This is a genomic window from Candidatus Arsenophonus phytopathogenicus, from assembly GCF_056113345.1.
Window position 1 is genome coordinate 365,718 of record NZ_JBUIOB010000017.1, and the last position, 21,835, is coordinate 387,552.

A 21,835-nucleotide genomic window follows, 5' to 3' on the forward strand; every position below is an offset into this window, starting at 1 on the left:
TTAATCAGAAATAAGCGTACCTTTTCGCTGTTGGTAACGGTAAATTACTATCGTCAATATGATTGGAACAACAATAGCAATGATTGTCGCAAATGAATAAACTAACCAATAAATCGGTTGGATAGAAAGCATACCAGGCAATCCCCCCACACCGATACCGTTTGAAAGTACGCCAAAAGCGCCACAGATAAAACCGGCAAAAGCAGAATCTACCATGGCGCATAAAGATTAACACTATAAAGCGCAGGCTCAGTAACGCCCAGATAAGCGGAAATTGCAGCCGGAATAGTCACTTCTCGTTCATTTTCTTTACGGCTAATAATAATGCCTACCACAGCAGAAGCTTGTGCAATATTGGAAAGCGCAATTATCGGCCAAATTGGCGTTCCACCCTGCGCTTGCATTATCTGCAGATCTATAGCCAACGTAGTATGATGAACGCCACTGATTACTAGTAGAGGATAGGTAAAGCCAAAAATAGCGGAGCCAATTGAGGCAAAACCACCGAACATAACAAATCTGACTACTTCTGCAATTTGGTTACCTATCATTCGCCCTATTGGACCGAGTATTGCATGCGCAACAAAAACAGAGATGCTCAAAGTAACAATCGGCACAATCACAAATTTCAAATAACCAGGAACATAACGACGTATAAGTATTTCAAACCAACCTAAAAATAAGCCAGCAAAAATAGCGGGAATAACGTGGGCCTGATAGCCTACTTTTTGGATAGTAAATAGACCAAAATCCCAAACAGCAGATAACTGACTACCTAAATTATAGGCATTCATTAATTGTGGCGAGACTAATGTAATTCCCAGAATAATACCTAGTATTGGTGTTCCGCCTATTTTTTTACTGTTGACCAGCAAATTGCTACCGGTAAAAAATGAAAATAGCCTCACAAGGCAACCAGAGAAAATCATAAATCGGTTTTAGTGTAGGATAAAATGCCATTAATGGCTTATTGTTTACTATTGGCATTTCACCTAAAACATTCCTCAAGCCTAACAACAAACCGCTACAAATTAACGCAGGCAGCAATGGGAAGAAAATTTCAGCTAGATTAGTAATTAACCGCGTCCAAAGTTTTGTCTTTTTTTAATCGCTATTTTGGGAGCTTTTTTATCGTCGTCACCTGTTGAGATATCAAATTGTTGTTGAATTGCTTTATAATATTTGTCTACATTGGTACCAATAACAATTTGTAGTTGCCCTGCTTGATTAAAACAACCTTTAACTTCTGGTAGTTTTTTTAAATCCTCTATATTTACCTTTTCTAGTTCATGTAAAATAAAACGTAATCGAGTCAAACAGTGGGTAAAACTATTTACATTATTTTTGCCACCAATCGTAGAAATAATCTTGTTAATATGAATATGATTTATTGTGATTTTTTTTAACATAATTTTAATATAGGAAAAAATTTATTATCTAATCAGATAATAAATAAAATATTTAATATCTAGTATTAAAAATTAGATTTTATAACCTTTAATATGGATAATTTATGCGTAGAGAAACCTTTATATCTATTATATTCCCTTTTTATAATGAAAGTGAACGATTAGAAAGTGTCATAGAATCAATTTATAATCAAAAATTTAAGTATAAGCTATTTGATTCTTAGTAATACTGAATTAATTTTTTTAGACAATAATTCAACCGATAATTCTGCTAGCAAAATTATTACTTGCCAAAAAAATATCACAACCTTGATATTCATATTATTAATGAAAAAATTCAAGGTGTTTCTTCAGCAAGAAAAAAAGGGATGGATTATGCCTCCCAACGAACGGAAGAACGCGTGTTCAATTTGGCAACCAACAAAAACATTATATTGTATCAGCTGACGCTGATTGTATTGTAGACCAATATTGGCTTGATGAACTTATCTACACAATGATCACACAAGATGATGATTTAGGTACTTGTAATTATTTTTATGAGAAAAATGACTTTATCGAGCGGCCTAACTTATATAAAGAAATAGATAAAACCTTACGCTGCCGTGATTTTTCATTCTCCTTATTTGGTGGCTTTCCCGATGGAAAAGGATTTGCTGTTGAAAAAAATATGTATGATATTGTTGGCGGTATTGAAATATTTTACCAATTACAAAATGGTAAATTTGTCGAACATTTATCTGACGATTGGGATTTTGGTATAAAAGTTATTGCTTATTGTGGAAAACCGGTATATTCACCAAAATCATATGTAAAAATTAATAGTAGGAGAGTCGATACCTTATTATACGATGTTATTAATGGTATCGCCTATGGTGAAAATGGCGTCATTACAATGAAAGATGTAAGGCCACTAGACCATCAATTAACTCATTATCAAGATTTAACCCCGCGAGTGATGCACAGCAAGCCTGGTTTTATTCAATAAAAGATTATATTACCGGCACTATTAAATCCTAATATTTTAATTCACAACCAACACGTTATTAATTTTTTACACCTGATGTTGCTAAGGATCTCTATAATAGAATTAATGAGATCAAAAATGAAACCAGTATTATTGATTTCAAACCGATACATTCTTATAAAACACACGCATTCAGACTGTATTTTGAATTCAAAGATGAGATATTCAACTCACTTCGTCATCATGTAGATGAAGACATAGGCTACCCACCACCACTTCCTGCCTGTTTTAATGCTATTGATAATAAAGATTTTAATAGATTTGTTTATTATTTTTGTGAGGATAGAGAATCAGGAGAAGCACACAATTATTTTGCTAATGGTGGAGTATTCTAATGCGAGATACCTATATTACTTCCCTTAATGATATTGATGAAAAATATCCTAGACCAAATATATGCAATATTTTAAGTAAAAAAGAAAATACAGATTTACTTGAATATGTGATTAAAGATCCTTTTGGTTGTCATATTTTTCCAGGTGATATCGACAATTATCCCTTAACCTCATTTTATGATGATATGAATAAGGAAATAAAAAAGGCAGGAAATATTCATCTCTGGGTTTATATTCCAACTTGTCGTTATCGATGCCATTTTTGTCAATTTCCCACTATTATAGTGAACCCTAAGTCAGCAAAATCTGACAGTTTATTTAAAGAAATCGTTGACCTTAATATAAAAGAAGCCACTCTTTGGCTAAAGCAAGTACCAAATCTTGCTAATGTAAACATCGGTGAATTTAATATATTTGGCGGTACTCCCTCTCTTCTGCCCGATAGCGAATTAAAAAGATTAATAAATTCTTATAAAAATAATTTTAATTTTTCATCCACTATCATGCCATTTGAAGGAGAGCCTGGTAGTCTTAATAAAAAATACTTATCGTTACTGACAGAACTAGGTTTTTCTAAATTATCCTTTGGTACACAATCATTTCGGGATCATTTAATTAAAGCATATGGCAGAAAACATACTCCAAAAGAATGTTTTAAAACTATTGCAGATGCTAATGCATTAGGTTTTGAATTGATTAGCGTTGACCTCATTTATGGTTTATTCGGTCAAACTGTTGATGATGTAAAAAACGATATGGAAATAATAAAAAACTCAATATTTCGCATGTTGTTTGCACTAAATTACATATGAAAGAGTTTATGGAAACTAGAAACGGCGTATCGAGAGAGATAGTTTGTGGCAGAAAAAAATAATTACTGTCGCAGATAGATCGATACCCAGTTTAGAAAAAACAGTATCAAATGCGTGATTTAATAGATAGATATCTCGCCATGGAATATAACGAACACCCGACCATGTATTTTTATAAAAAAATACTTACCCTGAAAAATGGAAAAGCCTTATTACTGATCTTAATAAACAATTTCCAGAGATAGCGATTGGCTTAGGTGGCAGCTCAAAATCTATCTCCTCTGAAATGATAAATATAACAAACTATAAACAATACAAAGAATCTATTAATAAAAGCCAACTACCTTGCCACTCTATTAGAGGTTTTTCAAACGATCAAAAAAGAATAAATGCTTTTAAAATGGCATTATCTATCTTGATCCCAGTAGATGATAATGTTTATAAAGCAAAATTTGATGGGGAAAGTTTTTTTTACAAACAAAACTATTAATAATGCACTAACAACATTACAGCATAGAAAACTTATTTCAATTGATAATAACAGGTTTTTTTTAACTAAAGAAGCGGCGATATTAGTTGAATCCATTATTAACACCCAATTTTGTTAACATTGTTCAATTAAAAAAATAAACACTATTTATTTGATACCACATTTTCGGCATGGCTTACAGACATGATAACGTCATTATCGCGACAGATGTATGGAACCCGTCATTAATAAGTAGCAACCGATACTCCGCGATGGCCACCCTATTATTTGCAATCAGCATCGCACTAGATGGCCAATGACATCATATCTGGCAAGTGCCATAGCCGGCTATCGGCGGCAAAAATGTAAGGAAATCATTAATGGAAAGAAAATATAACTCACCCTTACCCGTTTTCAGTCTTTATTACATTGCAATCGATACCGAGGCTGGTATCACACCCGCGCAATTCGAAACCTTCGTTCGCAAAAAGGTGTCTATATTCCATGCCATCCTGGCTGGCGTTGGACGCTATTGCGTGGTCTCCGTGACGAACGGGTTGGACAATACCTGATGCTGTTTGAAATAGAAAGCACAGAACATAGTAATCGCTATCAATCTAGTAACGGCAATAAAACAGAATTAGCCAATCAATTCTGGCAGCAACAACCACAAAAAATACATGATATTCTTGCCGAATGGCAACGTTATGGTACTTTTAGTGAAATTCCAACTATTTACACTGATTATCAACTACTCGCTGAAAATAAAAAAAAGTACCGTCTGTTATGGCCCTTGCATCAGGAACTACCTAACCAAGAGCCTATCGCCAGAATAATGGGGATCCACAACCTAGCACTACGGCCTGGGAATAAGGCAAAAACATTTGAAACTTTTATTGCTGAAAACCATCATCGAATAGAGGATTATCCCGGCTGGAAATTTCGCCTGTTAAAAGGTGAACGCGGAAATCGCCTGGATCAATATATCGTAATGATGGAGATTGAAAGTCTTGCAGCACTTAATCTATTTTATCCCAAACCAGATATAGCCACTGATGAAGCTGATCATTTTGCGCGCGCGCATCAGGATACTAAACTTATGTATAAAGAGTGGAAGCAATTTGCATCCTTCTCCGGCTCACCTCAAATTTATACTGATTATTTGTCAGTAGCGGAAAGTTTAGGTTAAATTAATCAACCAGAAGTTCGACTGCAGTGCTCAATCTCCATAATCAAGCTATTCTGCTTATCACTGCTATGCGATATCGCTATAGTTGATGAAGAATAGTAGCTTTAAAATTAATCAATAATAAGTTTATTAACACCTTTAAAGTATAAAAATCATTTAAACAGTAGTTTATTTATCGGATAAAAAATTAATATTTTCATAAGCAATTTAAAAAATATATTTTTACTAGCAAAAGTTTTTTTAAATACCAATAATATGAGTCGTGGATAAAAATAATAATTATTTAAATTACCATACTTAATGAGAATCATGTGAACAATAAATTATTTTAAAATAATTTCCACATTTCATTATTAATAAAATTCACCTTACAATATTTTAAAATTATTATATTAAAATTTACACGAAATAACATCCCTAATAAGTAGCAATTAAAATAAAAAATTAAACTATTATTATATTTTTAATATAATATATTTATAATATCATTAGAATAACAAACACAATTGAAATTATTTATTAAAGTGATAATTAAATTAAAATTGATAATATTTAAAATCTAATAGGCATAGCTCAATTAAACAATAAATATCATGTAATAAATAAAACCAGAAGATAAATTTAAAATAAAACTTGATACAGAAAAACTGCTATATTATATATTTTTGGTTTAATATTAGATTCCCTGGTGTTTATTACATCATATTAATCACATATTAAATCTATAAGCCATTGTAAAGATTATTTTTTCAGTCTTGTAATATAATTTTCCTCGAACTTCGATATTGAAAGGGGCAGGAGGGATAGCGAAATTAACTTTATTTTTCTTACCTAATGATATATTTTTATTGGATTTAGGAATAAACGAAATACCTTTTCCATCACCTAATATATGAAAAACATCATCAATACTTGGAACTGAAATTATATTCTTATTATGCTTATCCATTAATATATTTTTTATTCTCTCAAAACCTTTCGATAACAACATACTTTCTGTTTTTATAATATTATTATTAAGTAGTAATTCCATTTCATCTTTATGTTTGTAGTGATTTATAATATTTTCAGCTGCACCTAATTCTAACTTAGAGCATAGTGATAGACTTTCAATATTAGCAGGTAAATTCTCCTCTTCTCTTGAACCAATAAAAATATCTGTCTGAATACGACATATAATATCTGATATTAAATGATTAGAATACTTCTTAATATCAACAAGAATTCCCGATTCAATTGAATCTATTTTTGATATTATTGAGGCCAGATTCAGGAAAATAAGCATCATCTGTCGCTATATTAATAACAGACTTTTTTTTACTAGAAAAACCTAACATTAATTTTTTTGTTGTAGCACTTACATCCTGATAATGTGGGAATAATTCTTGATATAATTTTTCCCCATTAGAAGTTAATTTTACTCCTCTTCCTGAGTGTTGAAAACGTTGAACACCTAACTGCCCCTCTATTTCCTTCATTCCCTTACTAAGGGCAGAAGGAGATATACATAACTCATCTGCCGCTTCTTTAAATGTTCCTTTTTGGGCAATAGTTATAAATTGCTCAACTCTTTTTGAAAAAAACATATTATCTTCTCTATAAAAAATTAGATAGAAGCAAACTTTTATTAAAAAAAACTCAAAACATATAAATAATAAGCTCAATAATTTTTATATTTTTAGAATTCTCAATGTAATAACATATAATGTAAACTTTTATTTTATCCTAATATAGCTACATACAACTTCTCCCTATCAATTGTTATTACTTCTTATAAATTATAAAATGTCACATACCTTTTTTCATTTATTGTTTACTTATCATGAATTTGCAATCATTTATAAGAATAATAATGAAATTTTTAAAATTTAAAAATTTATCATATTTAACCACTTACAATAAACTGTATAAAAATATATATATTTTACATTTTTAAAAAATATAAATTTTGATATTGTAAAATTAATAATTATTAATGCATTTAAATAAAAAAATAAATAACTAGAATATATACATTACAATTAGAAAATTATAATATAAATTTTATTTTACTATTGTACATTACAAGATTTTTAAATTTAATGAATTTTATAACAAAAGGTTGTGAAATAAATTTCTTGTTATAACATTACCTTCTTTGATTTATGGATTAAAAACCAAATACTAAGTATTATATTCATCCTCATATTATAGATTTAATTAAAGATAAAAATTCTATTGTTAATATAATTAATTTTATATGAAAAATGAACTATTACTCATCCGGATTATATTTCTACAGATCCTCATCATATTTTATCATTAATTTTTTTGTTCTTTATTTTTCGATTAGAGCCATTACCCTTCTTATAACCACCTATATATTTATAAATTGCCACGGCTTTTTAGTTTTATCTTACTCATGCAAAGCCAACAATACCTCAACATAATCAGGATAAACTTAATCATTAAAAATATTATCACTAAAACAAAATAAGAAAGAACTACCAAATATCTTCTAAAACTATTTTGGTTAATTCTTCACTATACTAATTTTTGTTTACTTAAATTTTAGCTAAGTCTCAAAAATCTTATACACATAAATAAACGCAATAATATAACTATTTTATAGTCTACTCCCAACGACCGTAAGTAAAGTGAATACAAAAAATTGTCGATTACTATAAATAAATTTTCTAAATCAATATGTTAAAATTACACAACCATGCTTACTAAATATGTGGTTTATAACTGTCCTGTAAAAATTCAATTGATATCATTATGTGAAAATAGATCTATGAAGAAGCACAATTCTATCAAATCTCCTATCATTCAAATGTGACCCTACACTAAAATTAATAACATTTAGCTACCAAAAGAATGAAAATTGCATTTTTAGACTTTTACAATGTTATTTATATCCTAACTATTTAGTGTAGGACTTTATGGCAATTTAATAATCATAAAACAATACATCGGTAAATATGATAAAAATCACAATTTATTAATAATATAGTCTTTCAACCAACTATTAATATAGGTTAAATTAAGATAATATTTCTAAAATTTGCGTTGCAATTGGCTATTAAGTAAAACAATAATCCAATACTAAGAACCCATCATAAGGAAAATGGATATGCATCTCATTCCTCATCTATTTAAACCATTAGACTTAGGTTACACCCAATTAAAAAACAGAGTAATTATGGGCTCTATGCATACTGGGCTAGAAGAGCATCCTCAAGCTAGTGTTAGGTTAGCAAAGTTCTATGTAGACAAGGCAAAAAATAATATTGGATTAATTATTAATTATTACCGGCGGCATCGCCCCTAATCACTCTGGCAGCCTGACCAAACATGGGGCAACCCTAATTAGCAAGAAACAAATTTTTCACCATAAAAAAAATTACTCATGCGGTTCATCAAGCGGGGGAAAATTGCCTTACAGATCCTGCACGCTGGCCGCTATAACTACCATCCAGATCTAGTTGCACCTAGTGCATTACAAGCTAGTATTAATCCCTTTTTGCCTAAATCACTCAGTGATACTGTAATTTTGCAAACAATTGAAGACTATGCCAATTGCACCGAACTTGCTTTGCAAGCGGGTTATGATGGTATAGAAATTATGGGTTCAGAAGGTTATCTAATTAACTAGTTTATTACCCGATATACTAATCATCGTGATGATTTATGGGGCGGTAGTTATCAAAATCGGATCCGCTTTCCAATTGAAGTCATTAAAGCTGTTCGGCAACAGGTAGGGAATAATTTCATTATTATCTACCGACTATCTATGCTTGATTTAATTGAAAAAGGCTCCAATTGGGGTGAGATTGAGCTTTTAGCAAAAGCAATCGAAAATGCAGGTGCATCGATGATTAGTACAGGTATTGGCTGGCATGAATCGAAGATCCCGACGATTGCAATAATGGTACCAAGAGCAGGCTTTACTTGGGTCACTAAAAAATTGATGGGAAAAATATCAATCCCCTTAATTTGCACTAATCGTATCAATTCACCTGAGGTAACTGAAAAGATTTTATCTGACGGCTGTGCTGATTTAGTTTCTATGGCTCGGCCATTTCTTGCTGATGCAGAGTTTATGACAAAAGCAGCCGAAAATCGTGCGGATGAAATTAATACCTATATTGCTTGTAATCAAGCCTGTTTAGATCAGATATTTGTTGGCAAACAAGCATCATGTTTAGTTAACCCCCGAGCTTGCCATGAATTAGACTGTCCTTTCCAACCAGTATTAAAACCAAAAAATATTGCTGTTATCGGCGCAGGTCCTGCCGGGTTATCATTTGCAATAACAGCGGCGGAGCGTGGGCACCATATTACTTTATTTGAACAAGAATGCCAGATCAGTGGTCAACTGAATCTTGCTAAACAAATACCTGGAAAAATAGAGTTCCAAGAAACTATTCGTTACTTTCAACGTCAACTGACACTAAAAAATGTTACTGTGCATTTAACTAAAAAAGCCGCTGCTGAACAATTGGTAAACTTTGATGAGATCATTATCGCTACAGGCGTACTACCGAAAAAAATTCACATTGAAGGTATCGATCACGCCAGTGTCGTGAATTATTATGATGTATTAAAACATCATATTACCATCGGCCCCCAGGTTGCAATTATCGGAGCTGGGATCGGTTTTGATATAGCACAATATTTTTGTCAAGAAACAGATAATAGTAGCCAAAGCATTGATGCTTTTACCCACCAATGGCACATTGATACCGCCATATCTCAACCAGGTGGTATTTATCCTAAGGGTGAGCAGGACATTGATTCTGCTCGTAAAATTTATCCTCTGCAACGAAAATCAACCCGTGTTGGTGAACAGCTAGGAAAAACAACCGGCTGGATCCATCGCTTAAACTTACTACGCCATGGCGTTACTATGATGAATGATGTTAGCTACCAGAAAATTGATGATCAGGGATTGCATATTTATCATAACAAGCAAAAAAAAGTGTTTGCCTGTTGATAACATCATCATCTGTGCTGGCCAACAATCACTTCGTACTTTAGCCAATGCATTATATAAATTAGGCAAGACACCCCATATTATCAGTGGTGCCGATATTGCTGCAGAACTTGATGCTCGGCGTGCTATTGATCAAGGAATGCGTCTTGCTTATACAATATAAAGAAAAACACCAATAAGCGTGGATATAGCAGCCAAAAAAGTGGCAAAAATACAGAATAGTAAGATAGAACAAATATTGGTTTTTTGACCTTTTTGTGGTTAACAGTCGAAGACATAACCGATGTTCATACTAAAATAGGCGCAATAACTTTCATAGGACTAATAAATAAATCGTCAAATAAATTATCATTCAGAACGCCATAAAATTAAAGCCTGACCTAAAAGAATACGGCAAGTGAATCAATTAGTATTTGCATTACAAAGCTTGTATATACCATATTAGACAGTAAGCTAATATGTTTTTTTACATTGTTATTCCAAAGTATTTTTATGACGGTAAAAAGATACCATCATAGATAAAAACAGATTTATTAGATAAACAATTAACCAACTCTTTTATTAATAAATTAACTAGCAGAACTCATTTTACTAATAGAGAAAGTAGCAATATCCCTTTCTATCATCGTTAATCAATATAAAGCGATACAACATTATAATATTTAAAGATATTTATTTGGCAATTAAATGATTTTTTTGTATTTATTAACAATATGATTAATGAACATTGTTAATGTTAAAATTCCCGCAACAATACTTAGCGATACAGCGGTTGGAATATGAAAAATATCCATTAATAACATTTTTATACCAATGAAAATTAAGATAATAGATAGCCCGTACTTTAGCATAGAGAATTTTTCAGCAATACCTGATAAAACAAAATACATCGCTCGCAAGCCTAAAATCGCAAATAGATTTGAAGTCAATACAATAAAAGAATCCGTGGTTACTGCAAAAATGGCAGGAATGCTATCCACGGCGAAAATAATGTCACTAATCTCAACTAAAATTAATACCATAATCAACGGAGTAGCGAATAAAATACCTTGTTGACGAATAAAAAAACGCTCACCATGTAAAGTATCTGTCATGCGTAAATGAGAACCGACCCATTTTACTAGTGGTTTTTTATCAATCGATTGATCATTTTCTTTAACAAAAAACATTTTTATACCGGTAAATAATAGAAAAATGCCAAAGAGATACAAAACCCAGTGAAACTGAGAGACTAGCCAACTACCTGTAAAGATCATGATAGTACGCAATACTATCGCACCCAAGACACCATAGATAAGAACTCGGCGCTGTAAATTGACTGGGATTGAAAAACAATTAAATAACATTAACCAAACAAATACATTATCAACAGCTAACGCTTTTTCCAGTAAATAACCAGTTAAAAAAGCCATTGTTTGGCGATTAGCAAGCGTTAGGCTAGTTGTCTGTTTAAAATAAAAGCATAAACCTAAGGCAAACAATAATGCCAAACTAATCCAAATAAAACTCCATACAACAGCCTGTCTTACTGTTATTTCTCTTCCCGGATGCTTACCCTGTAAAGAAATATCAATAAGTAACATAATCGCAATAACAACAGTAAAGATTACCCATAATACGGGAGTACCAACAGAATGCATTTTAGCTCCTAGAAACGAAAAACGGCCGATTCCTACAGAAAGCTCAGCCGTTATAATCCATTTTAGTCTTCATAGGTTTCTATTCCACTAATTTAAATTATAAGTAAACCTTGCCCACTGGCAAAGTCTCACTTACAACACAAAAGCTACTTTAATATCCACCTGTGATGCCCGGTTACCGGGTGCATAACACCGTAATGACGATAGACCGGCTAAAGAAGTTACTCCCCCTTTGCTAGCTATTAAAATAAAAGATCTGCTAGCGAAACACAAGATATAGGTAAATGTACTTCATGAATTGTAAAAAAATAAAATATTAAATAGAGAGTCAATTTCAACGAAAAATTTGCTATTTAGTTATTTATGATTTTGTTAGAGTATTACACTAGTCTAATATATTATGATTATATCTGAATTTAATATTTAGGCTCATACTACAACCCTTTTAACTAGGTTCACATTATCTCTAATAAGGGATAATAGGTAATAACTACCAATTAGGTTTAAAGATCACGGTATTTAGGAAACACTTGATGGAATTAGTTAAAGAACTTTTTTTTGCACTCTGGCATCAAGATTACAATATGCTAATGAATCCTTCATTAGTATGGGCTATTTACATTATATTATTTATAATATTATTTTTGGAAAATGGAATATTACCTGCCGCTTTTTTACCCGGTGACAGTTTACTCATTCTAGTAGGCGTCCTAATAGCTAAAGACACTATCAATTATCCATTGACAGTTATTATCTTAACCGCAAGTGCCAGTTTGGGTTGCTGGGTAGGCTATCTTCAGGGTAAATGGCTAGGAAATAATAAAATTGTGCAAAGCTGGCTTTCTCATTTACCTGAACATTATCACCAACGTGCTTATGGCCTGTTTCATCGCCATGGCTTGGCAGCGCTGCTTATTGGCCGCTTTCTTGCATTTATCAGAACTATCCTACCTACCATTGCCGGCCTATCCGGTTTACCTAATAAACGCTTCCAGTTTTTTAATTGGCTCAGTGGATTACTTTGGGTATTGATTTTAACTACTATTGGTTATGTATTCGGTAAAAGCCCACTCTTTCAATACTACGAACGCCAAATCATGAGTATTTTGATGCTGATCCCCCTTGTTTTGCTTTTTATTGGCCTAATAGGCAGTATAGCCGTAGTACTAAAGAAAAAATTTAAGCGCCGTAATCCCTAAAATCCAAGCTAACTTATGCTGTTGCCTACTTTCCTGGTAACAGCATAGCTTTCGGTCAAACCGTTTATCAAATTTTCATACCAGTATAATTATTTTTATATAACAAATTTTAAATTACCTTAAATGAGATATAGATTGATTTTATTGGTTCTTTTACTATTCTCAAAGAATAAGAGTGATAAAAATTAACATTATTTATTGAGAGAGTTTAACATTATGAAAAATAACGAAAACCTGCGTACAGAATTGAAATCATTAGCAGATTCTTTGGAAGAAGTTTTGCACAATACAGAAAATAAATCCAAAGCAGAAATTGACAAAATTCGCCGTAAAGCAGAAAAAGCGTTAGATGATTCTCGCCAAAAACTGAGTGATGTAAGCGGTAAAATTATTCATCAAACTAAGGGAGTTACCGGCCGTGCTGATGATTATGTACATGAAAATCCATGGACAGGTGTTGGTGTTGGTGCCGCTGTCGGGCTGGTATTAGGCATTTTACTGGCTAAACGTTAATATGCGAGAAAATCAACATCCAGATGGGCCGGCTAAAGGCTTGCTAAGCACCTTACAACGGATAGGTTCTATTCTTATTAATATGGTTGAGACAAGGCTGCAACTTGTTGCAGTCGAACTCGAACAAGAAAAGCAGACCTTTGTCCAGCTGATTTTATTAGCCGGCACCACATTACTATTGATCGCATTTGGCCTTATGAGTTTGCTGGTATTAATTTTTCTCATGGTTGATCCAGCCTATCGTATACAAGTCGTTGCGATTACAACCGCTGTTTTACTTATCCTAGCGTTATTAGGTACTTGCTGCACATTAAAAATAGCCCATAGCAAGACTCTATTAGCCGCAACCTGTGAACAATTAAAACAGGATATCAAACAGTTAAAACAGAATGAAGATGAAACTGAGTAAACGTAAACAACTGGTATTCAAAAAGCAGCAATTGTTGACTAATATTCAGCAGCAGCGTAATGCGTTATCAGCTACGTCTGAACATTGGTTAACAATTACTGCATCTTATGATCGTACCTGGCAAAAAATGTTAGTTTTCAAGCCACTGCTCATTGCTAGTTTCTCATTAATTGCATTCTACAATATCCGTCATCCTAAAAAACTTTATCGACTCAGTCGACGGGCTATTGGTGTTTGGGGGATAGCAAAAACTATACAAACATTTATAGCCAAAAAAGCGTAATCCATTTACGAATTGATAATAACAATTCACTCCTTTTAGACAAAAAACTATTCTCGATTAATTCATTCAATTTTTTTGCATAATAGATGGAATTTTCTTAGCTAGTATTTTTAATAATGTAGGCTCATAAATAAAACAGCAATTAACTACTCTTGCCTAGCAGTCAAACTGCCCACTACAGATTAAAAACTATTACTTTAAATATGATGCTTTAAGAGAGATGAATATGAAAAACATAGAGAATATCACTATCCTAGTGGCACGTATTCTGATGCCACTGTTATTTATTTTTGCCGGATATGGTAAGCTTGGTAACGGCTATATCGAAACTCAGCAATATATGCATGCGATGGGTGTCCCTGCATTTTTACTACCATTGACTCTTTTTATTAGAGTTCGGCGGTGGGATTGCCATACTATTGGGTTTTTTAACCCGATCCATAGCTATTTTTACCGTTGCTTTTAGTCTATTAACCACTTTTATTTTTCACTTCAACTTTGCCGAAGGCGATAACCAATTGATGTTTTTAAAAGATCTTTCTATTACTGGCGGCTATATGCTATTAGCCATTCTAGGACCAGGCAAATTCAGTATTGATCACTGGTTAAATAAAAAATGGTAATAGTTAAAGCTTGGGCGATCATGTTACCATCCCCCATAAGTGAAATTTAATCGAATATTTTTACGATAAATGAAAAGAATAGTGATCACTATTAAACAATTGGGGGATCTGACGTAAGCACCAAAATTTAGCTTCACCAATTTTGCCACGATGCCAGGCCATAATAATATTAGTCTCTTGACTATACTCTGATCCTACGACCCGTAATCGTCCTGCTTTAATATCTTTTTCAATCAACGTATATGGCATGGTTGCAACACCTAAGCCCGTTAATAAAGCACGACGTTTTTCATCGATTGAACTTACTTTAATCTCTGCTGTTTATCTAACAACTGTACCGTTAAGACTAGCCGTTGTTTACCGGTATCTGCAATGGCAATCCCACGATATTTGATCCGAGTCATGTCGGAAAGTGGCTCTGGCTCTTGATGAATAGGATGCTCTGGACTGGCAACATAAACATTATTAATCGTACAAAGTAAACGACTATTAATTTCAGGTGAAGAGCGAAAATGCAAATCAGGCGCAATAACAATATCTACCTTACCCGTTTCTAAACACTCCTATGCACCCGCTAATACTTCAGTCAATAAAGAGAGTTGAGTTTCAGATTTTTGTGCCAATTTATCAACTAAAGGAAAAAGCGTTGAGACGGGGATCAATACTTTACAAACGATGGTAAGATAAGGTTCCCAACCACGCGCCAATGCTTCAGCATCAACAACAAGTTTATCTGCTGCTTCTAACAATAGCCGCCCTCGTTCCAACAACATTCAACCAACATCAGTAAAACGTGTTCGATGGCCAGAGCGATCAAAAAGCACCACATTAAGCTCTTCTTCTAATTTTTTCATCGTATAACTTAATGCAGAAGGAACTTTACCCAATTCATCAGCTGCGGCTGCAAAACTTCCGCGTCGATCAATGGCATTAATTACGCGTAATGCATCTAATGTTAGTGCCCGCTCTTTACTCATAAAGGATCTCAATCAAGAAATTTGAATGTTTAACTCAGATTAACTAGCTAACAATTTTACGTCTAGTTAATTATTATTTTTGATCATAAATTATCTGAACGGTAAAATTACTATGATAATTCCTAGAATACAAAAACAGTGTGGTCATGCTGACTTTGGTTGGCTACAAGTACAATATACCTTCTCTTTTGGCCACTATTTTGATCCTGATTTTACCCATCACGGCGCTTTGCGAGTATTAAATCGAGAAACTATTGCGCCAAAAGCAGCTTGTCAGGCCAAAACCTATCCCAATATCGATATCATTAATTTTATTTTACAGGGCGACGCTGAATTCCACGATAGCGAAGGAAATCGCATTCATCAATCTGAAAATGAGTGTTTACTTTTATCTCCGATACCTAATATAAGTTATAGCGAACACAATGTTAGTCACGAAAAACCGTTAATACAATTACAACTATGGATAAATGCCTGCGTTGAATATTTCTCCCACCCGCCACAAAAACGTAAACTCGCTAATAATGATGCATTGACATTACTTGCTTCACCAAATGGCTCGGAAAATAGCTTAAAAATCCTCCAACAAACTTGGATTAGTCATATTTATTTAAAAACAGAACAAAGTATGACGCTTAGTCTGAAAGGGAAAAATAGTTATCTATATTCCATTACAGGAATAGTAAAATTAGCAAACAACAATCACAAGATAGCTTATATTCACTGTAGTGATGGTGCATTTTTAATGCAGGAACAAAAGGTAAAATTAACTGCCCAAACAGATTTTCGTGGCATATTGATTTATTTAAACTAAACATAAAATTGATAATTTTCAATAAAATATTTAATAAAAAGATCGACAACCAATAAAAATGATAGAATAAATACAGTTGTTTTAATAGATATAATTTATTTGGATGTCAGTGATAACCTTTTTATCAAATTTATAACTAGGATATCATCTTCAATCACAGACAACTTTTCTATTTTATTAATTGAAAGGTATTACTCGTGGCTGTTTTTACAAATCAACGTATCCACCAGATTTTTACTAATATTCAGAGCGAAATTGTATCTCAAGATGAGCTTGCTAAACGTTTTGGTGTTTCAACGCACACCATACGTTCAAACATCAACGAATTAAATGAATATTTGCAAGACTATGATGCGTGCATCGTTTATGAGCGCGGTAATGGCTATCATTTAAAAATTAATAACGAAGCGCTTTTTGCTACCATCAAAACGGAAAAAATAGCTGATGATGAAAATATTCCGCGAACAGCTAGAGATCGGGTTGATGCCTTATTAAAGCTATTAATGCTGATATTACCAGTTAAGTTAGATTATATCGCTGAAAAATGGTTTATTAGTCGCGGTACCATACAACAGGACATGAGTATCGTTAGAGAATATTTGCATAAACATGACATCCAGATCGAAGGTATCCCCCATCAAGGAATAAGATTAAGTGGCAATGAATGAGGGATTCGTACCTGTATTACCGAAATATTATGGCGCCGTTTCTCACAGGAAATAAATAAAGATATCGCTAAATTTAGCCTGACTTATCTTGATAATATTGATTTAACCTATATCGATAAAGTATTGCAAAATAGTCTTAGCCATTTTGATCTTCGACTGACTAACGAAGGCCACCAATACCTCATTTTCAATTGTGCTACCACTATCTTACGTATTACTCGTGGCCGTGAATTAACCACTTTTATCAATAATGAAATGGATCCTGTTATTCAAAATGCGGTCAAAGAAATTTCAAACGGGCTGATTTACTTTCTTGGTGGTGAACTATCAAACGCAGAACAAGCTTACTTATGTACGCAATTTGCAGCACAACGTATTATTGGTAACGAACAGCCCAATCAAAAAACGGGCTTACATACCAAACTACTTGCTCATATTTTGCAATATATAAACGACTCATATAATTACGATTTACGTAATGATGAGAAACTAAAACGTGATTTGACAACCCATCTCGCTACGTTATTAACTCGTTTACAATTTAATATTAATACACCAAATCCTTTACTTGACGATATCAAACAATATTATCCTTTTGCTTATGATGTCACCCTTGATGCCCTACGCAGTGCCAGTACCCTGCTCCCTTACCCAATTAGTGAAGACGAACTTGGTTATCTGGCAGTTCATATTGGGGGAAGTTTGGAATGTAATTAGGTACCAGCCATCATCGGCCAACACAGGTTTTAATCGTTACTGATTCAGGCAACTCAACAGTACGTGTGATAGAAACCAAAATTATGCGTGAATTTCCGCAACTAAAATTTAATCGTGCGCTGTCGTTACAAGAATATGAAACCTTAGAAAACATCGATGAAGATTTTGTTATCACCACCATTCGATTAGCAGAAAAAAATAAACCGGTGGTGAAAATCGCCCCCTTTCCTACTCCCTATCAACTGGAGCAAGTCGGGCGTTTAGCGATGAGCAACCAAACCAAACCAAACCAAACCAAACCAAACCAAACCAAACCAAACCTTATATTATTGAACGATTCTTTGATGAACGTTATTTCATCATACTTAATGAAAAAATTAGCCAAGAAGCACTTTTTAAGAAAATCTGTAAAAAACTGCAAGCCGATGGTTATGTCACTAGCGATTTTTACCCATCACTGCTCGAACGAGAATCAATTGTCTCTACTCTACTGGGTGAAGGAATTGCCTTACCTCACTCATTAGGTTATTAGCGAATAAAACGGTGGTGGTTACGATTATTTCACCGCAAGGGATCGAATGGAATGCAGAAACCAAGGAAGTTACTAATGTCATTTTTCTGTTGGCGATTAGTAAAGCTGACTATGAAGAAGCTATCGCTATTTATGAGTTATTTGTAACTTTCGTCAAAGAAAAAGCCACTAAAAGATTAATTAATAGTAGGAATTTCAATGATTTTTAGGTTATTGCTAAAGATAGTTTGAGTCGTATTAATTAATAATTTCCACTTAATAGTAGAAAAGTGGAAATAATAAATAAAAGTGTGATTTTTAGTGATCATTATCATAAGACAGGTAACTTTTTTATCTTTTTGCTAGTCACTTATTTTTAGTTTACTTTAAACTGGCAAGCCAAATTTCCAGAAATCTATTATTATTCCGTAGGCTATTTCCGCTTAACGATCTCACTAAATAAACAAATAATTAATCAACTTTACATTACCTAATATATTGATATAAAAAAATAATAATATTCCAACGCGTTGAATAACAACATGAATAATAAAAAATTAGCCTTTGATTTAGTTAAACTTCCAGTTTGATTAAAATTAATTCGCTATTTTTGTCTTTATTTTTCCAGATATTTGCCAGTTTAAAGTGGAAAGGTTTCCTCTCCAAAACCATACTGGAAAGAACTAAAGTTATTAACAATAGCAAAAGACCAGTTTTATATTAATTTCCAAATGGGATAGCGAAAGTTTATGAGTCAATCCTCAATTGTTTTTAATGTCGCAAAAGATAACCTGGATGTAGAGACTGTCACCAATAAATTAATTTCTATTATTGATGGCTGGCTAAAAGCTGAAGGGGCCCATACAACTGATGTTCAACAACAGATGATACGTTCTCACGTTAAAGCGATGGTAGAAAGAGCCAAAACAGGTGAGTCTTTACCTGAAGTGGATGTCTCACTATTTGAGGAAATATCCTCTGAATCAATTGCCTTGGCCGAGAAAGTTGTTAATACCTTGCCCGGTTTAGCTTACGAAGAGGCTTATCTGCTGTCAGTTCATTTTGAAGTAGCACGTTCTAACTCATAAAGATAATAGGAGAATTAAATATGAAACAAATCCATGCCGTTATTGGTGACCGTTTGGGCAAAGGACAAAAAGTAGCTGCCGGTGTTGAAACTGCCGGTGGTAAAGCAACCGTCATTCCCGGTGTTGCTGCTGATATGAAGTTAGGCGACGTAATGAAAGAGCATAATGCAGACTTAGGGATCTCATTTTGTGGTAGTGGCGGTGCCGGTGCCGTTACTGCACAGACTAAGTATGGTTATAAAGCACGTTATGGAATGCGTTCTATTGAAGAAGCCGAAACAGCGATTGCAGATGGCTGTATTGTCCTCGGATTTGGTTTTATGGACAAAGAAGAGTTGGGCGAACGTTTAGTTAAAGCATTCAATAAGAAACATGGCAATGCATGATGAAACAGAAAATGGAAATATCTGTACGTGTTAATGGTCAAGGGAATTCCCGCCAAAAAGCACTTGCTGATGCACTAAGTTCAATTCAACGTACCGTACTAAAAAACACTGATAACATTCTGTTACGTATCGAACCGAAAGACATCACCGTTATCAGTGCTAAAGTAAAAACAACAACAGAAAGATTCCTTGTCTTATTCTTACCCCGCAAGCGTGAATATTTCTCTGTTGTGTTAGATGTCTCATTAGATATCACCTTGCTAAATGTTAAAGAAATCACATTTACCGCTGAATAATCGGTATCTTGATTTGGAGAAAATGTCATGAGCGAGACAACGTCTTTTTTAGAAATACTCGGCATATCCCTAATTATCGGTGGCTTATGTGGTTTTGGCCTCGGTGCAGGTGCTGCGCGTATGTTTCACGCACCCACTGTCCAAGGTATGGGGGCTTTCCGTACATTAGGTGAATTAAATTCCTGTGAAGGCGATCCTGCTTCTCACATTTCATTCGGCTTAGGTTTTTTCTTCAACGCTTGGGCATCATCCGTTGCTGCTGGCGCATTTACCCAAGATGTTGATCACCGAATCATACCCAACTGGGGTACCGCCGTTTTAATGATCAAAAACCGCAATGTCGCAGAAACGATGCATAATCCAAAGAAAATGGCCATTGCCTGTGGCATTATCGGTGCCTTGGTCGTTGCCTTTTTGAACACAACCGCTTCTGGCGTTCCATCTGCACTACAAACTACGGCAATTAATGTCTTAGTTCCAGCAGCAAATTCATTAGTCGAAATCGTCATGCCGGTTATCTTCTGGCTAGCCGCCATGGATGCTGGTCGCCGTTCTGGTTTCTGGGCAACACTGTTCGGCGGTTGTGCACAGCTTATTATGGGCAATGCCATTCCAGGTCTGGTACTTGGGATCTTAATTGGGAAAGGGGTCGACGATAGTGGCTGGACAAAAATCACCCGCACTATGATGGCAGCAGTGATTTTGTTGTTCGTACTCAGCGCCTTCATCCGCGGATTTGATGTCAAAATACTCGAATCTTTCCATCTTGGTGCGCCAAACTGGCTGCAACATATCCACCAAATCATGAGTGGAGAATAATTATGACAACGGAAATCAATAAAAAAGACTTTTGGTATGCAGAGTGGTCATTTCCTCTGTTTGTTGGACTACTGTCCGCCGGCATCTTTGCCGGAACCCATATGTATGTCGTTTATGGCTTCGGTGCTTTCAATGAAGTTGCCTTCGTGGCGATGCTACGTTCTGGTCTCGATACCGGTGTTTTTGGTGCAGTAGCTGCATTTGGTGCTAGTTTCCTATTTGCTCGTATCATTGAAGGCTCACTGGTAGGGATCCTGGATATTGGTGGCGCGTTGCAAACTGGACTGGGTTTAGGCGTACCGGCGCTATTACTTGCTAGTGGTATGGACTTTTTACTCACCAATTTCTGGGCATCACTGATGACCGGCTTAGTATTAGGTATAGTTATTGGTTGTATCATTATCTTCGCCCGCAAATTTACCGTTGGGCAAACTAATTCGACCTTCGGTGCTGATGTCATGATGGGTGCAGGTAATACCTCTGGCCGGTTTTTAGGCCCATTGATCATCTTAGCCGCCATGGCAGCCTCGATTCCAATTGGTATTGGCTCACTTATTGGTTCACTACTTTTTTATATTTGGAAAAAACCGATTGCCGGTGGAGCAATACTCGGCGCGATGGTTCTGGGCTATTTCTTCCCTATCGCAGCCTAAATTAGCAAGAAAATAAAGAA

Annotated in this window: 22 protein-coding genes and 5 pseudogenes; 22 read left to right on the forward strand and 5 right to left on the reverse strand. The window is 34.2% G+C overall.

The annotated features are described in order from the left end of the window. Positions 1-1,409 (reverse strand): annotated as a pseudogene (gene treB, locus AC01GB_RS05220) (PTS trehalose transporter subunit IIBC). A 287-nt stretch (positions 1,410-1,696) separates the two neighbouring features. On the opposite strand from treB, the gene AC01GB_RS05225 reads away from it, so the two are divergent. From AC01GB_RS05225 to AC01GB_RS05240, 4 genes and pseudogenes are all read left to right on the forward strand, one after another. Then, a complete protein-coding gene (locus tag AC01GB_RS05225; RefSeq protein ID WP_474450879.1) occupies positions 1,697-1,873 on the forward strand; it encodes a hypothetical protein in 177 nt (58 codons plus the stop codon). A 32-nt stretch (positions 1,874-1,905) separates the two neighbouring features. Next, positions 1,906-2,397 carry a hypothetical protein gene (locus tag AC01GB_RS05230; protein ID WP_474450880.1) on the forward strand — a complete coding sequence of 164 codons (492 nt, stop codon included), beginning with the start codon at positions 1,906-1,908 and terminating at the stop codon, positions 2,395-2,397. A 373-nt stretch (positions 2,398-2,770) separates the two neighbouring features. Next, positions 2,771-3,583, forward strand: a complete 813-nt coding sequence (locus AC01GB_RS05235; protein WP_474450881.1) for a radical SAM protein — start codon at positions 2,771-2,773, stop codon at positions 3,581-3,583. Positions 3,584-4,432: 849 nt separating this feature from the next. Continuing rightward, a pseudogene (locus AC01GB_RS05240) lies at positions 4,433-5,241 on the forward strand (hypothetical protein). 709 nt (positions 5,242-5,950) lie between these two features. Here the strand turns inward: AC01GB_RS05240 and AC01GB_RS05245 are convergent. Together AC01GB_RS05245 and AC01GB_RS05250 are read right to left on the reverse strand one after the other, a co-directional pair. After that, positions 5,951-6,529 carry a hypothetical protein gene (locus tag AC01GB_RS05245; RefSeq protein ID WP_474450883.1) on the reverse strand — a complete coding sequence of 193 codons (579 nt, stop codon included), beginning with the start codon at positions 6,527-6,529 and terminating at the stop codon, positions 5,951-5,953. Beyond that, positions 6,474-6,827, reverse strand: coding sequence for a LysR family transcriptional regulator (locus AC01GB_RS05250; RefSeq protein ID WP_474450884.1), 354 nt, complete (start codon positions 6,825-6,827; stop codon positions 6,474-6,476). Before AC01GB_RS05250 ends, AC01GB_RS05245 begins: the two co-directional genes overlap by 56 nt. Positions 6,828-8,434: 1,607 nt before the next feature. On the opposite strand from AC01GB_RS05250, the pseudogene AC01GB_RS05255 reads away from it, so the two are divergent. The 3 genes and pseudogenes from AC01GB_RS05255 to AC01GB_RS05265 all read left to right on the forward strand — a co-directional run. Next, positions 8,435-9,298: pseudogene (locus AC01GB_RS05255) on the forward strand (oxidoreductase); the annotation flags it as partial. Positions 9,299-9,325: 27 nt separating this feature from the next. Next, positions 9,326-10,219: an FAD-dependent oxidoreductase gene (locus AC01GB_RS05260; RefSeq protein WP_474452327.1), complete on the forward strand. Its 894-nt coding sequence runs from the start codon at positions 9,326-9,328 to the stop codon at positions 10,217-10,219. Beyond that, positions 10,209-10,382, forward strand: a complete 174-nt coding sequence (locus AC01GB_RS05265) for a hypothetical protein (RefSeq protein ID WP_474450885.1) — start codon at positions 10,209-10,211, stop codon at positions 10,380-10,382. The genes AC01GB_RS05260 and AC01GB_RS05265 overlap by 11 nt, the downstream gene beginning before the upstream one ends. A 520-nt stretch (positions 10,383-10,902) precedes the next feature. On the opposite strand, the gene AC01GB_RS05270 is transcribed toward AC01GB_RS05265, so the two are convergent. Further along, entirely contained in the window at positions 10,903-11,859 is a 957-nt protein-coding gene (locus tag AC01GB_RS05270) for a TerC family protein (protein WP_474450886.1), read from the reverse strand. Between the two features lie 533 nt (positions 11,860-12,392). On the opposite strand from AC01GB_RS05270, the gene AC01GB_RS05275 reads away from it, so the two are divergent. The 5 genes and pseudogenes from AC01GB_RS05275 to AC01GB_RS05295 all read left to right on the forward strand — a co-directional run bounded on the left by AC01GB_RS05275 (position 12,393) and on the right by AC01GB_RS05295 (position 14,886). Continuing rightward, positions 12,393-13,058: a DedA family protein gene (locus tag AC01GB_RS05275; protein WP_474450887.1), complete on the forward strand. Its 666-nt coding sequence runs from the start codon at positions 12,393-12,395 to the stop codon at positions 13,056-13,058. Between the two features lie 216 nt (positions 13,059-13,274). Continuing rightward, positions 13,275-13,571 carry an ElaB/YgaM/YqjD family protein gene (locus AC01GB_RS05280; protein ID WP_474450888.1) on the forward strand — a complete coding sequence of 99 codons (297 nt, stop codon included), beginning with the start codon at positions 13,275-13,277 and terminating at the stop codon, positions 13,569-13,571. 1 nt (position 13,572) lies between these two features. Further along, positions 13,573-13,980 (forward strand): phage holin family protein, encoded by a 408-nt coding sequence (locus tag AC01GB_RS05285; RefSeq protein WP_474450889.1) that lies wholly within the window; start codon positions 13,573-13,575, stop codon positions 13,978-13,980. Then, on the forward strand, positions 13,967-14,263 hold the full coding sequence (locus tag AC01GB_RS05290; RefSeq protein WP_474450891.1) for a YqjK-like family protein: 297 nt from the start codon (positions 13,967-13,969) through the stop codon (positions 14,261-14,263). Before AC01GB_RS05285 ends, AC01GB_RS05290 begins: the two co-directional genes overlap by 14 nt. Before the next feature lie 226 nt (positions 14,264-14,489). Beyond that, positions 14,490-14,886: pseudogene (locus AC01GB_RS05295) on the forward strand (DoxX family protein). 60 nt (positions 14,887-14,946) lie between these two features. Here the strand turns inward: AC01GB_RS05295 and AC01GB_RS05300 are convergent. Further along, positions 14,947-15,863: pseudogene (locus AC01GB_RS05300) on the reverse strand (LysR family transcriptional regulator). Positions 15,864-15,975: 112 nt separating this feature from the next. On the opposite strand from AC01GB_RS05300, the gene AC01GB_RS05305 reads away from it, so the two are divergent. The 10 genes from AC01GB_RS05305 (at position 15,976) to AC01GB_RS05350 (ending at position 21,815) form a co-directional block, all read left to right on the forward strand. Further along, entirely contained in the window at positions 15,976-16,677 is a 702-nt protein-coding gene (locus AC01GB_RS05305) for a pirin family protein (RefSeq protein WP_474450892.1), read from the forward strand. Between the two features lie 197 nt (positions 16,678-16,874). Beyond that, a complete protein-coding gene (locus tag AC01GB_RS05310) occupies positions 16,875-17,345 on the forward strand; it encodes an HTH domain-containing protein (protein WP_474450893.1) in 471 nt (156 codons plus the stop codon). Between the two features lie 123 nt (positions 17,346-17,468). After that, the gene (locus tag AC01GB_RS05315) at positions 17,469-18,062 is read left to right on the forward strand and encodes a PRD domain-containing protein (protein ID WP_474450894.1); all 594 of its coding nucleotides are present in this window, start codon (positions 17,469-17,471) and stop codon (positions 18,060-18,062) included. A 376-nt stretch (positions 18,063-18,438) separates the two neighbouring features. Beyond that, positions 18,439-18,594, forward strand: coding sequence for a PTS sugar transporter subunit IIA (locus tag AC01GB_RS05320; RefSeq protein ID WP_474452328.1), 156 nt, complete (start codon positions 18,439-18,441; stop codon positions 18,592-18,594). 11 nt (positions 18,595-18,605) lie between these two features. Beyond that, positions 18,606-18,803: a PTS sugar transporter subunit IIA gene (locus AC01GB_RS05325; RefSeq protein WP_474450895.1), complete on the forward strand. Its 198-nt coding sequence runs from the start codon at positions 18,606-18,608 to the stop codon at positions 18,801-18,803. 519 nt (positions 18,804-19,322) lie between these two features. Then, the gene (locus AC01GB_RS05330) at positions 19,323-19,661 is read left to right on the forward strand and encodes a transcriptional antiterminator (RefSeq protein WP_474450897.1); all 339 of its coding nucleotides are present in this window, start codon (positions 19,323-19,325) and stop codon (positions 19,659-19,661) included. A 20-nt stretch (positions 19,662-19,681) separates the two neighbouring features. Next, on the forward strand, positions 19,682-20,047 hold the full coding sequence (locus tag AC01GB_RS05335; RefSeq protein WP_474450898.1) for an SFCGS family glycine-rich protein: 366 nt from the start codon (positions 19,682-19,684) through the stop codon (positions 20,045-20,047). Next, entirely contained in the window at positions 20,044-20,343 is a 300-nt protein-coding gene (locus AC01GB_RS05340; protein ID WP_474450899.1) for a DUF4312 family protein, read from the forward strand. The genes AC01GB_RS05335 and AC01GB_RS05340 overlap by 4 nt, the downstream gene beginning before the upstream one ends. 27 nt (positions 20,344-20,370) lie before the next feature. Next, on the forward strand, positions 20,371-21,162 hold the full coding sequence (locus AC01GB_RS05345) for a DUF4311 domain-containing protein (RefSeq protein WP_474450900.1): 792 nt from the start codon (positions 20,371-20,373) through the stop codon (positions 21,160-21,162). 2 nt (positions 21,163-21,164) lie between these two features. After that, positions 21,165-21,815, forward strand: a complete 651-nt coding sequence (locus tag AC01GB_RS05350; protein ID WP_474450901.1) for a DUF4310 family protein — start codon at positions 21,165-21,167, stop codon at positions 21,813-21,815. Positions 21,816-21,835 lie beyond the last annotated feature (20 nt).

Bases quoted from the DNA above. Each gene is read 5' to 3' on its own strand.
- AC01GB_RS05230 (WP_474450880.1), top strand. From the start codon at position 1,906: ATGATCACACAAGATGATGATTTAGGTACTTGTAATTATTTTTATGAG.
- AC01GB_RS05235 (WP_474450881.1), top strand. From the start codon at position 2,771: ATGCGAGATACCTATATTACTTCCCTTAATGATATTGATGAAAAATAT.
- AC01GB_RS05245 (WP_474450883.1), bottom strand. From the start codon at position 6,529: ATGATGCTTATTTTCCTGAATCTGGCCTCAATAATATCAAAAATAGAT.
- AC01GB_RS05250 (WP_474450884.1), bottom strand. From the start codon at position 6,827: ATGTTTTTTTCAAAAAGAGTTGAGCAATTTATAACTATTGCCCAAAAA.
- AC01GB_RS05260 (WP_474452327.1), top strand. From the start codon at position 9,326: ATGACAAAAGCAGCCGAAAATCGTGCGGATGAAATTAATACCTATATT.
- AC01GB_RS05270 (WP_474450886.1), bottom strand. From the start codon at position 11,859: ATGCATTCTGTTGGTACTCCCGTATTATGGGTAATCTTTACTGTTGTT.
- AC01GB_RS05275 (WP_474450887.1), top strand. From the start codon at position 12,393: ATGGAATTAGTTAAAGAACTTTTTTTTGCACTCTGGCATCAAGATTAC.
- AC01GB_RS05280 (WP_474450888.1), top strand. From the start codon at position 13,275: ATGAAAAATAACGAAAACCTGCGTACAGAATTGAAATCATTAGCAGAT.
- AC01GB_RS05285 (WP_474450889.1), top strand. From the start codon at position 13,573: ATGCGAGAAAATCAACATCCAGATGGGCCGGCTAAAGGCTTGCTAAGC.
- AC01GB_RS05290 (WP_474450891.1), top strand. From the start codon at position 13,967: ATGAAACTGAGTAAACGTAAACAACTGGTATTCAAAAAGCAGCAATTG.
- AC01GB_RS05305 (WP_474450892.1), top strand. From the start codon at position 15,976: ATGATAATTCCTAGAATACAAAAACAGTGTGGTCATGCTGACTTTGGT.
- AC01GB_RS05330 (WP_474450897.1), top strand. From the start codon at position 19,323: ATGAGTCAATCCTCAATTGTTTTTAATGTCGCAAAAGATAACCTGGAT.
- AC01GB_RS05335 (WP_474450898.1), top strand. From the start codon at position 19,682: ATGAAACAAATCCATGCCGTTATTGGTGACCGTTTGGGCAAAGGACAA.
- AC01GB_RS05340 (WP_474450899.1), top strand. From the start codon at position 20,044: ATGATGAAACAGAAAATGGAAATATCTGTACGTGTTAATGGTCAAGGG.
- AC01GB_RS05345 (WP_474450900.1), top strand. From the start codon at position 20,371: ATGAGCGAGACAACGTCTTTTTTAGAAATACTCGGCATATCCCTAATT.
- AC01GB_RS05350 (WP_474450901.1), top strand. From the start codon at position 21,165: ATGACAACGGAAATCAATAAAAAAGACTTTTGGTATGCAGAGTGGTCA.